Source organism: Nocardia violaceofusca NBRC 14427 (genome assembly GCF_963869435.1).
Taxonomy (GTDB): Bacteria; Actinomycetota; Actinomycetes; order Mycobacteriales; family Mycobacteriaceae; genus Nocardia; species Nocardia aobensis.
Genome location: NZ_CAWMPM010000004.1, coordinates 433982 through 448137, shown reverse-complemented (window position 1 = coordinate 448137; position 14156 = coordinate 433982). Strand labels below are relative to the sequence as shown.

The window sequence follows — 14156 nt, the reverse complement described above, 5'->3', positions numbered from 1 at the left end:
GGCGGCAGAGCCCACGCAGACAGACGCGGCGGTGACGCGGCCCGACATCGACAAGGACGTCCATACCATCGCGGCGCCGGTCCGGATCTTCCGCGACAGCGCGATCATCGCCTACCGCAATCTGCTCACCATCCTGCGGGTGCCGACGCTGCTGGTCACCGCGACGGTCCAGCCGTTGATGTTCGTGTTCCTGTTCGCCTACATCTTCGGGGCGTCGCTGGGCGGCGGCCAGTACCGCGAATTCCTGCTGGCCGGCATCTTCACCCAGACGGTCGCCTTCAACGCCGCGTTCACCACCGTGGGCCTGGCCAACGACCTGCAGAAGGGCATCATCGACCGGATGCGCACGCTCCCGATGTCGCGGATGGCGGTGCTGATGGGCCGCACCCTGTCCGACACGATGGTCAACGTGGTGGCGCTGGCCGTCATGGTGGCCTGCGGCTATCTGGTCGGCTGGCGGATCAACGGCTCGGTGGCCGATGCGGCGCTGGGGTTCGCGATCATCCTGCTGTTCGCGTTCGCGATGTCGTGGGTGGGTGCGCTGACCGGGCTGATCGCGCCGAATGTGGAGGTCGCCCAGAGCGCCGGACTGATCTGGCTGTTCCCGGTCACGTTCATCTCGTCGGCCTTCATCTCCGCCGAGACCCTGCCGGGCCCGCTGCGCTCGATCGCGGAGTGGAATCCGATCACCGCGGTCTCGGCATCGGGCCGGAAATTGTTCGCCAACAGCTCACCGCCGACCTTCGCCGCCCCGCACGGCTGGCCGGTCGATCACTGTGTGGAATACGCGGTGGCGTGTTCGGTGGCGATTCTGGTCATCGCGGTGCCGCTGGCGTTGCTGCAGTACCGCAAGGTCGCCAGCCACTGATCGTCCCGACAGCGAAAGTCCCCCCGCACGTGCAGTGCGGGGGGACTTTCGCTGTTGCTCGAATTACCGGCCGCGCCGGGTCTTGAGCAGTTCGAGGCGCTCCTGCAGCAGTTCCTCGAGCTCCTCCTTGGAGCGGCGTTCCAGCAGCATGTCCCAGTGGGTGCGCGGGGGCTTGACCTTCTTGGGTTCCTGGGTGGTGCCCTCGATCAGGATGCCCTCCTGACCGTTACGGCACAGCCAGGTCGGCGGGATTTCGGCGTCGTCGGCGAACGGGACGTCGAACTCCTCACCGTTGTCGGTCCGGTACCGCGCCACTCGACGTGGTGCCAGGTCGTGGTCGCGGTCCGTCTCGTAGCTCACCGCTCCGAGCCGGCTACCTCGGAGTACGCGATCTGCCATGGTGTGCGGTCCTCTCTGGCCTGTCGGCAACGTTCTACTTGACTATCAACGCGCCGGCGGCCCGATCGGTTCCCGCGACGGTCAACCGCAGTATTTTACGGTCTCGGCCGGGCCTCGCCGCCTTCGGCCCGGCCGGTAGCGGTGATTCGCCGGTTCCGGCGAGGCCCGGGCGCGGGTGGCGGGCGGGCGGCTAAGGTGTCGGGTCATGTCGCGCCGTGTGCTGTCGTCGTGCCTGTGGTGCGGCCGGGAAATCGCCGATACCGAGATCGGCCGTCGCCGCCGGTATTGCCGGCAATCCTGCCGCCAGCGCGCCTACGAACATCGAAAGGGGCTGGAGGGCACCGGTATACCGGAGGATTCGGTGGTGCTGAGCGCTCAGGAGGCCGCCGACCTCGCCGACCGCTGGTTCGCCGCCCGGTGCGCGGCCGAGGATGTCGCCACCGCCGTCGCCGAGGGCGCCGACCCCTCGGAGCTGGCCGAATTGACCGCCAACCTGGTCGCCCTCGCCAAGGACGCCGAACGGCTGCGCTGACCGTGCCGCACGACGGCCGCGCCCGCGCCCAGGGTTACCACGCCGAGCGCGACAAATGCGAGCACGCCGGCGCGATCGGGGTGGATCAGCGGCACCGCCCGCAGCGCCTGCCACAACAGCAGCGCCACCAGCCCGGCGTACCCGAGGCCCAGCACACCGATCAACCGGGCGCGCACCCGTTCGTCGAGCCAGGGCCGCCGGCGTGCGAGCCAGGCCGTGATCGCGACCGCCGCGAGCAGGACCTGGATGCCGTGCAGTCCCGCGAAATGCGGAATCCGCAGATCACCGCCGATCGTGCTCCAATGCGTGATCGGCATGTCGCCGACGCCGTCGCGCACGGGCAGGGCGGTATCGGTCACCGTATGCCCGGCCGCCAGCCGCACCGGGCGACCCTGCGCGTCCCGCACGGTCTGCTCGCCGGTGAAGCCCATCAGATATCCGAGCGCCATCCCGGCGACCGCGATGGCGAGCCCGGCGTGCACCGCCCGGCTGGTGGGGCGGTCGAGGACGCGCTGGCGGCACAGGACCACGGCGACGACGAGATTCGCCAGGAACAGGCCCGGCACGCCGGAGGCGAACACCATCTGGCCGATCGAATTGACCGCATCGGTTTCGGTGTCGAAGTGGCTGAAGGTGCCGCGAGCGGCCTGCACCACGATGAAACCCACGTCCACGACACCGGTGACGGCGAAAACGGTTCCCGCCCACCAGGTCACGCGCGCACCGCGATGCGGCACCGACAGCAGCCACGCCAGGGTCAGCGTGTACAGGCAGAAGGCGATCCCGAACTTGCCGGGTTTGAGCCACACCGACTCACCGAGGATGCGGCGATCGTCGAACGGCATGGCGCACAGGCAGCACAGAACGAGTGCCGCCATCGCCGCCGAGGTGCACAACAGCGGCCGGTGCCATCGGCGGGCGGGGGAGGTGATCGTGGTCATGACGCGAAGGTAGGAGCGGCGACCCCCGTCGCGCGTCCCCCGGGCGTACTGTTCGGCTCTCATACTCCGGTACCGGTACGTGGCGGCGGAAGGCGAGCTCTGTCACGGGTTTTGCCTCCGGCGGTCCGTCGCCGACCTTATCGGCGCGTCGTGGATTGCAATTCCGAGTCGGACCGGAAGCGGTACGGCCACGGGACGGCTGCCGGTAGATAACAGGCGCATCCGCGGTTGCCGACATCCACGCCGATCCCGCGTGAATTCTGCTCGCGGCCTTGGTGTTTCGCTGCGCAGGCCGCGGCGGCCGGGGCGTCGCGCCTCGAGACGAAACCGAAATATGCTCGCTACCAGGCAATTCGGGCATTGTTCGGCGGCGCGGCTTGTCGGACCATCCGAGTAACTTGGCGGTTATCAGCCCCATCGAAAATCTCCGGGGCTTCGTATCAAGGGGGCGGAGGGCCGTGTCGAACATCGACGAGCGTATCCGGATGGCAGTGGAATGGCTGCGCGGCAGTCAGTTACCGCATCTCGACGGGGGTGCGGGGTGGGGCTGGATCCCCGATGTTCCGCCGAATCCGCAGAACACCGCCGAGGTGGTCTGCATCCTGCATCGGGCCGGGTGCGAAATCCCGCGTGCCGCAAAAGTTGCCATGCTGGTGCGGGCAACGGTCGTGCAACGGCCGATCGGCGACGAATGGTACTTCCGGACCCCGATCGACGTCGCGTGGCGGATCCGCGCCCTGCGTTGTCTCGGAATCGCGGAGACCGACCCCGATCTGGCCGGGGCCGTGCGAAATCTGCTGGACCAACAGGATTCCGAAACCGGCGGCTGGCGCATGTCGGGCTTTCTGGGCCCGGTGTCGATCACCGCGACGGCTGCCGCGGTCGAGGCGCTGATCGGTGGCGGGACCTTCGACGGTGAACGCCACCAGGCCATCTCGCGGGGCATCGCCTATCTGGTGTCGTCGACGTATCAGGAGCCGCGGACGTTGCCGATGTACGCGGCGGCCCACATCGCCGCCGTGCTCGCCCGGCCGGAGATCGTCCGGATCGGTGACAAACGCGCCGAACGCGCGTGCGAGCTGGCGGTCAAGCGACTGCTGACCGGACTGCGCCGGGGTGAGTGGGATATCGAGACCGAGATCTTCCGCCGTGACGATCTCGTCGACACCTGGCGCCATCTCACTCTGCACCTGGCGGTCGGGGCGGTGATCGCGGCCGACAGCCGCACCATCTTCGACCCGGCCGTGCGGGCGGCGATCGTCGCGCTGCTGGATATGCAGGAGATGGACGCACTGGCCATCTACCGGGGCGGTTTCCGCATCTCGGACGAGGGGCCGGTCACCTCGTATGCCACCACGCAGGCGCTGGAGGCACTGCTGCAGGTGCGCCCGGCGATCAACGAGCGGGTGAATCCGGCGAAGGTGTACGACGAGATCTGCCGGGTCGACGGCGCCCATCGCACCGATCCGCAGGCGATCGCCACCCTGGGCGGGCATCGCCTGCTGATGAATTCGACTGCGGGACAGGCGTTGCTGGTACTGGCGGCGTCCGCCGGTGCGACGGTGTTCGCGTTGGCGGTCGGTTTCGACACCGTATTCGGCACGGTCGGCAGCCGCGCGCTGGTGGTGTGGGGCACGGTACTCATCGCGGTGGGCACGTATTGCGGTCTGGCGACGCGCTTTCCGCGACTACCCAAGCGGCGGGTGGCGAGCGCGGTATTCGCCGCGTTCACCGCGCTGGTCATGCCGGTGGTCACTTATCTGCTCGCCTGAGCCGATGAGCGCCCCGCTCCTGCGCATGGTCGCGGTGACCTGCCTGTGGGGTACCTCCAGCGCCCTGCTGGCGACGCTGGCCGCTCCCACCACCGCGGGCCTGGTGGCTCTCGGCGGAGCGGTGCCGCTGCTGGTGTCGGCGCGGCTGCGCGGTCAGCATCCGTGGACGACGCTGACCGCCCATCCGGCGTTGTACTTCCGGCTGGGCGGGCTGGAGGCGGCGAATCTGGCTCTGTACGTGGCGGCGCTGCGGATCGGGCCGCTGCCGGTGGTGGTCGCCCTGCACCTGACCGCGCCGATGCTGATCATCGCCGCCGCACTGGTCCGCGGCCGGCGCGCGCCGACGCTACCGGTGCTGCTCGAACTGCTCCTGGTCGCGGCGGCGATCGGGCTGGTCGCCTGGCGGCACCCGGGCGGCGACCCGCAGATCGCCGCGGTGACCGGATGTGTTCTGGCACTGGGCAGTGCGGCCTGTGTCGCGCTGCTGGTCAGCGTGATCGCCCGGCACTCGGGTCCGGACCACACGATCACCTCGGCGGCGTTGCAGTTGCTGTTCGGCGGTATCGCGAGTAGTCCGCTGCTGCTGCTGGATCCGCCCTCCGCGCGGGTGGCGATCGAGCTGGCCGCGGTGGGTGCCACTCTCCTCGGACCCGGATTCGCGCTCTACTGGCAGGCCCTGCGGGAGCTGAGCGCGGCCACGGCCAGCGTCATCGGGCTGAACGAGGCCGTGGTGGCCACCCTGGTGGGAGCGGTGGCCACGCACAGTCTGCCCACGGCGGCGACCGCCGCGGCAGGGCTGCTCATTCTGATCGCGGCCGGGCTAGAGCAGCGATCGGCGCCGCGACATCGCGTGCCGCCCTGACGAATTCGGTGCAGTGCGCGGGGTCCTTGTCACCCCGGCCGTCGTCGACGCCGGAATTGACATCGACCCAGGACGGCCGGACCGCGTCGATGGCCGCGGGGACGTTGTGCGGGTTGAGTCCGCCGGCGAGCATGACTGGAAAGGCCGGGCTGTCGAACAGTTCGACGATGCGGGCGCTGATCGACCAGTCGTGGGTGCGCCCGGTGCCGCCGAGCCGGTCGGTGGATCGCGAATCCAGTACGAGCCCATCGCAATCGGGCGCCGCGCGCTCGGCGGCGTCGATCGCCTCCGGCCCGGTGACGTGGATCGCGCGGATCACCCGCCGGCCGCCCGCGCCGCGCCGGACCGCGCGCGCGGTGTCGTGTGAGATCAGGCCGTGCAACTGGATGCAGTCGACGCCGATCCGATCGGCGAGGCGCAGAACCTCGCCCGCGTCGGTGAGATGGGTGACCAGTATGCGTTCCATCGAGGAGGGCACCAGCCTGGACAATCGATGGGCGGATTCCGGGTCGAGTTCGTCTTCGCTGAAATGCGTCGTGCCCGAAATGAATCCGGCCGCGTCCGCATCGGCTGCGACGACGGCCCGGAGATCGGACTCGCTACGGATACCGCAGATTTTGGTTCGGACGGTGATCATCGGCACACGATACTGCCCGAACGTGTCCAGTCCGGTGGTTCGTGGCGATTACCACGCTGACCGCGCCCGCGGCGCGGAACTCAGCCGACGCGGCGATAGGCGGTGCCGCGCCGGTCGGCCTCGGCCCACCGGCGCCGGTCCAGCTGGGTGTCGACGGCTTCCACCACATCCGGAACGGTGATCTGCAACAGACCCGGATCGGGGGCGTCGCCGTCGCGGTCCCCGGTGCTGCCCGCCCACAGCGCGATGTGGCGGCCGGACAGATGCGGCGGCGGTCCACTGCGGCCGGGCGCGGTGGGACCGAACAGGGCCACGGTGCGGGTGCCGAATGCCGTCGCCAGATGTGCGACGCCGGTATCGCCGCACACCACCAGCGCGGCCTCGGCGACGGTGGCCGACAGTTCGATGAGATTCTGCTGCCCGGCCAGCACGTGGTCGTGCGACAGGCCGGCACGCGCGGCGATGCCGAGAGCGAGATCGCGTTCGAATTCGTCGCCGGTCACCACGACCTCGCGGCCCTGCACGAGCAGATGCCGGATCACCGCGGCGAATCGTTCACCGGGCCAGCGGCGGGCGGGTGCCCCGGCGCCGACGTGCACGACCACGCAGTCGCGGTGGCTGGTGGTGGCCACCGGCGGCACCAGGCCGAGATTGCGGCGGTCGGCGCTGATTCCGGCCGATTCCAGCAGATGGCACCAGCGGTCGATGTCGTGCATATCCGCTTGCCATTCGGGGCCGTCGAGATCGGGGAAGGCGGCATTGCGGTAACTGAGCAACCGGGCGGGTTCGGTGCGGGCCAATTCGACGATGCCCTCGGCGCCGGAGCCCTGCAAGTTCACCGCCAGCGCGGGCGCCGCGCCGTCCCAGCGCATGGTGTGCGGGTCGGCGGCGGCGACCATCTCGTCCACCGACGTGATGAGGTCGACGATGGGTTTGAGCCGGTGCGGTGCGGCCAGCACGATGTGATCGCGTGGCCTCGCCCGGCGCAGCGCACGAAGGGCCGGGACCGCGGTGAGGAGATCACCCAGTCCACGTGCGCGCAGCACGAGTACAACCGCCACCCTCTTCTCCTAGCCATCACCAAGCGACCCAGCAGTCCCGACCCACTCGATTGCGCACCGTTGCCGCGGCACGAACGAAGAGAGCCACCTGAAGATGACTACCCGAGCCGATCCGGCGTGAAACGCGCGTATTTCCCCACCCGCCGGCATTCAAACCGGTCGGCACCCCGTGGGGTGGCGGCGGCCTGCCGAGCGCCCGGACAACACGCAGGAAACCGGGGCTGTGAGAGGGCGACGTCGCGAGAACGCATGGGGCGGTGCGGATATGCGGGGGAGGCGGGCGAGGGCTGTTCTACTACGCAGTGTCGTTGAATCTGCGTCGATCCTCTACGCTGTGAGCCATGACAGTGGTCTACAACCTGGTGGTCATCGCCCACCTGCTCGGTCTCGCCGCGGTGATCGGCGGATACGCTGCCGGACGGCCGGCGGTGTCGCAGGTGATGCTGTGGGGTGCGCGAGCGCAGATCGTCACGGGTCTGATCCTGGTCGGCATGGCCGACGGCATCGATTCCCTCGACAAGAATCTCGACATGGCCAAGATCGTGGTGAAGCTGGTCATCGCGGTCGCCGTGGCCGGTCTTGCCGAGATCGCGCACGCGGATGCCAAGCGTGGCAAGACGATTGCCTGGATGGCCGACGCCGCCGGACTGCTGGCCATCGCCAACGTGTTCGTGGCCGTGTTGTGGCACTGAGCAGTCGATGCGGTTCGGCATCGACTGCCGAACCGCATCCGACGCCCGTTCAGCCCTCCAGCAGGGTCTGGCCGAGGTAGCCCTGTGCGTCGGTGATTCCCGGCGGAATCACGAACACCGCGGACCCGACGGGTGTGGTCCAGGTGTTCAGGGCGTCGAATTCGGCCAGGCGGCGCTGCACCGGCAGATACTGCGCCGCGATATCGCGCTGATAGGCGGCGAACAGCAACCCCGAATTCGAAATGGTCCCGGGCGCGGGGGCATCGTCGTAGTTGTAGCCCCGCCGCAGGAAACGCTCGCCGTCGCTGGTGTGATGCGCCCGGGCGATATGCGCCGAGGGCGGTATGACCGGGATGCCGTGGGCGTCCACGGCCGCGAAATCCGGATCATCGGATTCGCGGGTACCGGTCAGCGGCGCCCCGGTCGCGATGCGCCGGCCCACGGTCAGTTCCCGTCCCTCGGGGTCGAGTTCGTCCCAGGTGTCCAGATTCATCGCGATCCGGCGCAACACCATCGAGGTGCCACCGCGCAGCCACGGCACGGTCGCGCCGTCGTCCCACACCAGCCGATCGAGATCCGCTCCGGGGGCGATGTTGACCGTGCCGTCGACCTGGCCCATCAGATTGCGCATCGTCTGCCCGGCAGCAGCGTTGCGGAATCCGCGCTGGGTCCAGCGCACCGTCACCAGGGAGGTCACGCTGCGCGACAGCGCCCGTACCGCGTGCGCCACCGTCGTCGCCTCGTCCGCGCAGACCTGCAGCAGCAGATCCCCTTCACAGAATGCGGAGTCGAGCCGGTCGATGGTGAAGCCGGGCAGTTGCGCGAGCCACTGCGGCCGTGCGGATTCGAGTCCTGCCACGGTGAACAGCCGCGGGCCGAATCCGACGGTCACGGTCAATCGGGCGGGCCGGCGAGCCAGCTCCGGTTCGGTGTCGGCCAGCGTCGGTTCACCGGCCGCGAGCCGCGCCGCGTCCCCGGACCAGATGCGCAGCAATCCCGCGAGGTCGGCCCGGCCGGTGCCGGGCCGCAGATCGAAGGCCACGAACGCCGCATGCTGCTGCGGCGCGGTCGCGATCCCACCCTGATGCGGTCCGTAGAACGGTTCGCGCACGGTGCCCGGGTCGGCGGTCTCGGGATGGCGCGTCCAGCGTTCGGCGCCGAAGGTGAGCCCCGCGACGCCCGCCGCACCGGCCGCGGCCGCGCTGCCGCCGAGTAGCCGCCGCCGCGAGAGCCGCTCAGCCACCGTGGGCGGCCGGGGTCGGTGAGTAATTCTCCTGATTGCCCGCGAAGTCACGCACCTGCGCGGTGAAGGTGGTGCTGGTGCCGTCGGCGAATTTCACCGTGACCGGTGTCTGGGCTCCCGTGCGCAGCGGCGCCTTCAGATCGATGAACATCAGGTGGTCGCCACCCGGCGTCAATTTCGCGCTGCCGTGTGCGGGGATCGCCAGACCGCCGGCCTTGGGCCGCATCATGGACGCTCCGTTCGACTCGACCACCTCGTGGATCTCCATGCGCGCCGACGCCGGGCTGGTCGCGTCGACGACGCGGATCTCGTGGTCGCTGTTGTTGGTGAAATTCGCGAACGCCGCCGACATTCCCGCATCGGCGGCCTTGATCCATTGATCGCTCACGGTGACTGAATTGGCGTCCGCGGCAGTGGATGTGCCGCCGGACGAACATCCGGCCAGCAGCAGCGGGATCGAGGCCGTGGCGGTGATCAGCAGGGCCGCGGACCGGTGGCGGCGCACGGGATGGGGGAGAGAGAACATTGGTGAACTCCGTTGCATGAGAAGAGGTTTCATCGTGGGGTGGCAGGGTGCGTAGCGGACACACTCACCCGACCGGGTGCTTGCTGCACGCGGGTCTGCGCGTGGCGCTGTATACGGGTGAGTGAGCGTTTGCCGTACTCCGCCATCGGTATTCGCTCGTTGCTGCCAAGCCACGGGAGGGTTCGGCCCAGGCGACCACCCGGAACCGGCCGCATGCAGCTCGTCCGGCATTCGATCGACCCGGGCTCTATCGGAACCATGGACGGGATGGGCGGCCGGAACAGCACTGCGTGCGATCAGCGAGCGGCGGTCGCGGACGACCACAGTGGTCATCGTCACCGGACAAGGCAGGCGTGCCGACGTCGACCCGGCGCACCGGACAACCGACGCTGATAGCGGGTGTGCACCCGGTCCGACAGCGTCCCGCGGCCTGGACTGCTCGAGCGACCACTCCCGATCGCGTAGCGGGCCGTCCAGGAGCCGTGCGGCACGGTCCATTCGGGTCGCCGTACCTCGATTGCCGATTTGCCGATTGCCGATTTGCCGATTGCCGACGGGCGACTGCCGTGTGGCGAACCACCGGTGGTGGGCTACGGGCACCCGCTGGGCGCACCCTGCGGCGGCTCCCGGGGGATTATCCGCGTATCACGCAGCTCAGCTTGACGGTCATCGGGAGTCCAGGGCCCAATCCAGCGAGACGGCGGACGTGTCCACCGAGATACCGGTATCACGCCCCCGCGACGACCCCATGCGAGGCAGCGAACGAACGGCTGGGGGCGGGCGGCCCACGCCGCCCGGTGCCCGACGCCAGCACGAGCCGCCGCGGCACTGTCACCGTATCCGGCACCGAGACGACGACCGTAGCGCCGCTGATTCCCAGGATGTGCGTGACCGCGCCGACCGCGCGACGAATCAGCGAAACCGCGCGTCGCAGCGTGGTTTCCGCGCCGCGGACCAGAATCGCCCCGGCCACCGTCGCCACGAGGTGCGCGACCAGCATGGGGGCGGTGATCAGCACGTTGTGGCAGTGCGGCGACAGCGTCAGCGCCAGATGGCCGAGCAGCTGTCCGATCGCGAGCAGGCCCATGAGCCGGAACAGTCCGGTGCGGGTGTGCGCGGCGAGGCAGCCGATCGCGGTGCTCGCGGCGATCAGGGCCATAATCGCCGCTGATCCGGGTGCCACCGTGCCGCCGCCGAGGGCGTGTGCGGCGATGCTCACCGTGCCCGCTGCGGCGCCGACGCATCCACCACGCAGTCGCGTGGAAGGGTCGGCCGTTGCTCGCACCCGCTCATGATATCGGTGCTCGGCGACGGTCTCGGCTGCCAGGTCCACCGGTCCGTACCTGTCGTGATGCCCGACACCCTCGCGGTTTCGGCGGTCCGGCGTCAGAGGATTTCCAGCTCGGCCTCGCGCAGATCCTGGGGAAAGACGAATCGCCGCAACGCCCAGAACCGGAATGCCATCGCCAGCAGCACGCCCAGGATCTGCCCGGTGATGAAGTTGGATACCGCCTGGGTGAACGGGCTGACATGCGGCACCCGGATATCGAAGACGTACAGCGAGACCGCCTGCGGAATCACGGTGACGCCGACCGCCAGCGCGCTGACGGCGAAGAACAGCGCCGCCTCGTGACCGCGCCGGCGTCCGCCGCGGGTGTTGAACGACCATTCCCGGTTGAGGATGTAGGAGACGATCGTGGCGATCAGCACGCCGAACGCGCGCGCGGTCAGCGGCTTGTCCGGCAGCACGGTCAGCTTGAGCGCGTACACGACTCCGGTGTCCACGAACCAGGTGATCGCGCCGACGACGGCGAATTTCATCAGCTCCCGATGGGCGAGCAACAGTGCGCGCCAGCGTTCGGGCAGCCGGTCCAGTCCAGCCTGCACCAACGACACGCAATCCACCCTAACCGTGAGCCGGGCGCCGGGCATCCGGACAGCGATCATGACCCGCGAGGTAATCGTCACGCCGACCGCACCCGCATACGATCGGGCAGGTGCCGACCCATACCGCCGGAGATCTGCTGCGCCACTGGCGTCGCACCCGCCGCCTCAGCCAGTTGGAGCTGGCCGGGCGCGCCGAAACCTCGACCCGTCACCTCAGCTTCATCGAAACCGGCCGGTCCACGCCGAGCCGCCAGCTGATCCTGCACCTCAGCGAGGAGCTCGACATCCCGCTGCGCGAACGCAATCGGATGCTGCTGGCCGCCGGCTACGCCCCGGTCTATGCCGAACCCGGATTGGATACCCCAACCATGGCCCCCGTCCGCACCGCGATGCGGCAGATCCTCACCGGTTACGAGCCGTATCCGGCCCTGGCCGTGGACGCGCAGTGGAATATGGTCGACGCCAATTCCGGTGTCGCCCTGTTCCTCGACGGCATTACCGCCGACTTGCTCACCCCGCCGGTCAACGCCCTGCGGCTGAGCCTGCACCCGCAGGGGCTGGCGCCGCGCATCCTGAATCTGGCGCAGTGGCGCGGACATCTGTTCGAACGCGTCGATCGCCAGATCGAGGCCACCGGCTCGGCCGATCTGGCCGCGCTGCGTAGCGAATTGCTCGGATATCCCGGGGGCCGTGACGATCCCGGCCTGCCGGAACCGGATCAGGCCGTCGTCCCGCTGCGGCTGCGCCACCACGACGGCGACCGCGGTGACATCGAACTGGATTTCATCAGCACCATGACCATCTTCGGCAGCCCGATGAACGTCACGGTCGCCGAGCTCGCGATCGAGTCGTTCCTGCCCGCGAGCCCGGCGACCGCCGAATTCCTGCGCCGCCGTTCACAGCTCGAGTAGATGCGGCAGCCCGGCCCGATAGCGGTCGGCGTCGATGCGCTTGAACGGCTCGAATTCGGGCGGTGCGTACATCGGGAACACCGCCGCCCGCGGCGCGGTGTCACCGGCCGCGTCCAGCACCGCGTTGGCCGCCTTGCGTCCCGCCTCGCAGGCGCCCTCCATGGTCGCGAGGTCGATGCCGGTGCGTACGTGGTCGCCGCAGAAGAACACGTTGCCGATCGCCGAATGCGCCTCCGGCCGGTGATCCCAGGAGCCGACGGTGTTCACCAGCAGCGGGGTGTCGTTGCGGTTGCCGCCCTCCTCGAAATGCACACCCGGATCGACGAACCACGAGTGCACGTCGTCGTCGCGCAGCCAGCCGGTGCCGGTGTTGAGCCAGCGTTTCAGCTGCGCCCACACCTCTTGCACCACTTCGTCTTTCGAGCACTGCTTGGCCGGTTTGCCGTACAGGATGCCGGGGGTGTCCCAGTCCGAGACGTCCGCGGACAGGCATTCCACCACCGTCCCGTCGCCGTAGCGGGCCGCGAAATCGCCACGCCACATCGGCGCCTGCCGCAGTGCGGTGATCGCCCACGGCGAGCCGAGTGCCGCGATATGTCCTTCCGGCACGCCGGTGGGCTGCCGTAGATAGAACTGCACGCCGACCATCCAGTCCAGCACCAGTTCCCGCATCCCGGCCAGCGCCGGGTCCGCGGCGAGGATATCGTCGTCGAGGATCGTGGCCGCGCGGTCGGCCGGCATCGCGCACACGTACCAATCCGCCTGTACCGCACGCCCGCCCACGTTCGCGCCGCTGATCCGGTCACCCGACAGACGCAGGCTCGTCAGGCCCGCGCCGGTGACGAACCGGACTCCCTGTCCGGACAGATGCGCCACCCACGGATCGATCCACGCCTCGTTGGTGGGGCCGTTCAGGATTCGATCCACCCCGCCGCGATATTGCGGCGCGATGCCGGCGCCGGCGAAAACCAGTGCCTCTCCGATGGTTCCGATGGTGCGCGCGGAGCTGGTCTCCGACTTCGCCGCCACCGTGATCCGGGTCAGCGCTCGCGCCAGGTAGTCCCGATAGGCCTGCGACTTCCCGGCGGCGCCGACCGCGTCCATCCACGAGCGGTACTCCCATTGGCCGAAGCGGCGTTCGGGGGAGCTGGTGAACCACATCATCATCCGGTCGCCGAAGAACGCCAATTCCTGCGGCGGCAGCTGCGGGATGAAGCCGAATCCGGCGATGAGCGAGTTGCGGATGCGATCGGGGTTCAGTTCGCGCAACCCGGCGATCTCGGTCGGCACCGTCACCGGGGGCAGATCCGGGAATCCGGCGACCGTGGCCTCCACCCGGATCAGATTCCCGGCCACCCCGTTCGCGTTGCCGGGGAACGGGATTCGCGCCATGGTATCCGGTACGTGCTGGTAACAGCCGGGGAAGAAGCGGAAGCCGTGTTCGCCGGGCAGGTCCGCGCGCCCGCCCGCCCCGGTGCCGGGCACGCTCATGCTGCGCGCCTTGCCGCCGAGCGCGGTCGGCTCGTACACCGTGACCGCATAGCCGCGTTCGGCCAGTTCGTGCGCCGCGGTCAACCCGGATACGCCACCTCCGAACACCGCCACCGTGCGGCCCGAACGAACTTGGCGGCGTGGCGGATTCGCGCGTGCGGCCGTGGCCCATGCGCCGCTCGCCGCGAGGGCCGCGCCCGCTACCGCCGCCCCTCGCAGCAACTGCCGCCTGCCGAATCCACCCGCATCGTCTCGACCGGTCATGTCCACTCCTCGAATCAGCGAGCGGGACCGGCCCTGCGTCGATCCCGAAGCCCGAATTTCTGTGCCTGCG

The 14156-nt window shown here is 69.3% G+C and carries 14 protein-coding genes; 6 read left to right on the top strand and 8 right to left on the bottom strand.

The genetic code is table 11. From position 1 onward, the window contains the following. The first annotated feature begins 85 nt into the window (after positions 1 to 85). Positions 86 to 868, top strand: a complete 783-nt coding sequence (locus AC5592_RS04470) for an ABC transporter permease (protein WP_036501646.1) — start codon at positions 86 to 88, stop codon at positions 866 to 868. Between the two features lie 63 nt (positions 869 to 931). On the opposite strand, the gene AC5592_RS04465 is transcribed toward AC5592_RS04470, so the two are convergent. Further along, complete coding sequence (locus AC5592_RS04465; RefSeq protein WP_030517018.1) at positions 932 to 1267, bottom strand: RNA polymerase-binding protein RbpA; 336 nt, start codon at positions 1265 to 1267, stop codon at positions 932 to 934. 205 nt (positions 1268 to 1472) lie between these two features. Between AC5592_RS04465 and AC5592_RS04460 the strand changes: the two genes are divergently transcribed. The 3 genes from AC5592_RS04460 to AC5592_RS04450 all read left to right on the top strand — a co-directional run bounded on the left by AC5592_RS04460 (position 1473) and on the right by AC5592_RS04450 (position 5374). Next, positions 1473 to 1799 carry a hypothetical protein gene (locus tag AC5592_RS04460; RefSeq protein ID WP_223273776.1) on the top strand — a complete coding sequence of 109 codons (327 nt, stop codon included), beginning with the start codon at positions 1473 to 1475 and terminating at the stop codon, positions 1797 to 1799. Between the two features lie 1426 nt (positions 1800 to 3225). Continuing rightward, on the top strand, positions 3226 to 4512 hold the full coding sequence (locus tag AC5592_RS04455; RefSeq protein ID WP_157121565.1) for a prenyltransferase/squalene oxidase repeat-containing protein: 1287 nt from the start codon (positions 3226 to 3228) through the stop codon (positions 4510 to 4512). A 4-nt stretch (positions 4513 to 4516) separates the two neighbouring features. Continuing rightward, positions 4517 to 5374 carry a DMT family transporter gene (locus tag AC5592_RS04450; protein ID WP_036501165.1) on the top strand — a complete coding sequence of 286 codons (858 nt, stop codon included), beginning with the start codon at positions 4517 to 4519 and terminating at the stop codon, positions 5372 to 5374. Here the strand turns inward: AC5592_RS04450 and AC5592_RS04445 are convergent. Together AC5592_RS04445 and AC5592_RS04440 are read right to left on the bottom strand one after the other, a co-directional pair. Beyond that, the gene (locus AC5592_RS04445) at positions 5313 to 6011 is read right to left on the bottom strand and encodes a phosphoribosylanthranilate isomerase (RefSeq protein ID WP_063063492.1); all 699 of its coding nucleotides are present in this window, start codon (positions 6009 to 6011) and stop codon (positions 5313 to 5315) included. The two genes, AC5592_RS04450 and AC5592_RS04445, sit on opposite strands and share 62 nt — an antisense overlap. Before the next feature lie 80 nt (positions 6012 to 6091). Beyond that, complete coding sequence (locus AC5592_RS04440; protein ID WP_063063491.1) at positions 6092 to 7072, bottom strand: glycosyltransferase family 9 protein; 981 nt, start codon at positions 7070 to 7072, stop codon at positions 6092 to 6094. Between the two features lie 341 nt (positions 7073 to 7413). Between AC5592_RS04440 and AC5592_RS04435 the strand changes: the two genes are divergently transcribed. Then, positions 7414 to 7764 carry a hypothetical protein gene (locus AC5592_RS04435; protein ID WP_036501167.1) on the top strand — a complete coding sequence of 117 codons (351 nt, stop codon included), beginning with the start codon at positions 7414 to 7416 and terminating at the stop codon, positions 7762 to 7764. A 49-nt stretch (positions 7765 to 7813) separates the two neighbouring features. Here AC5592_RS04435 and AC5592_RS04430 read toward each other — a convergent pair whose 3' ends face one another. The 4 genes from AC5592_RS04430 to AC5592_RS04415 form a co-directional block, all read right to left on the bottom strand. After that, complete coding sequence (locus tag AC5592_RS04430; RefSeq protein WP_498974558.1) at positions 7814 to 9034, bottom strand: Dyp-type peroxidase; 1221 nt, start codon at positions 9032 to 9034, stop codon at positions 7814 to 7816. Next, positions 9000 to 9533 (bottom strand): copper chaperone PCu(A)C, encoded by a 534-nt coding sequence (locus tag AC5592_RS04425; RefSeq protein ID WP_051024580.1) that lies wholly within the window; start codon positions 9531 to 9533, stop codon positions 9000 to 9002. The genes AC5592_RS04430 and AC5592_RS04425 overlap by 35 nt, the downstream gene beginning before the upstream one ends. A gap of 727 nt (positions 9534 to 10260) precedes the next feature. Beyond that, a complete protein-coding gene (locus tag AC5592_RS04420) occupies positions 10261 to 10818 on the bottom strand; it encodes a hypothetical protein (RefSeq protein ID WP_063920247.1) in 558 nt (185 codons plus the stop codon). Between the two features lie 101 nt (positions 10819 to 10919). Continuing rightward, positions 10920 to 11429, bottom strand: coding sequence for a GtrA family protein (locus AC5592_RS04415; RefSeq protein WP_036501181.1), 510 nt, complete (start codon positions 11427 to 11429; stop codon positions 10920 to 10922). Positions 11430 to 11530: 101 nt separating this feature from the next. Between AC5592_RS04415 and AC5592_RS04410 the strand changes: the two genes are divergently transcribed. Further along, positions 11531 to 12331 (top strand): helix-turn-helix domain-containing protein, encoded by an 801-nt coding sequence (locus AC5592_RS04410; protein WP_063063488.1) that lies wholly within the window; start codon positions 11531 to 11533, stop codon positions 12329 to 12331. Here the strand turns inward: AC5592_RS04410 and AC5592_RS04405 are convergent. After that, positions 12317 to 14086 (bottom strand): hydroxysqualene dehydroxylase, encoded by a 1770-nt coding sequence (locus tag AC5592_RS04405; RefSeq protein ID WP_063063550.1) that lies wholly within the window; start codon positions 14084 to 14086, stop codon positions 12317 to 12319. The genes AC5592_RS04410 and AC5592_RS04405 overlap by 15 nt on opposite strands. Between the last annotated feature and the right edge of the window lie 70 nt (positions 14087 to 14156).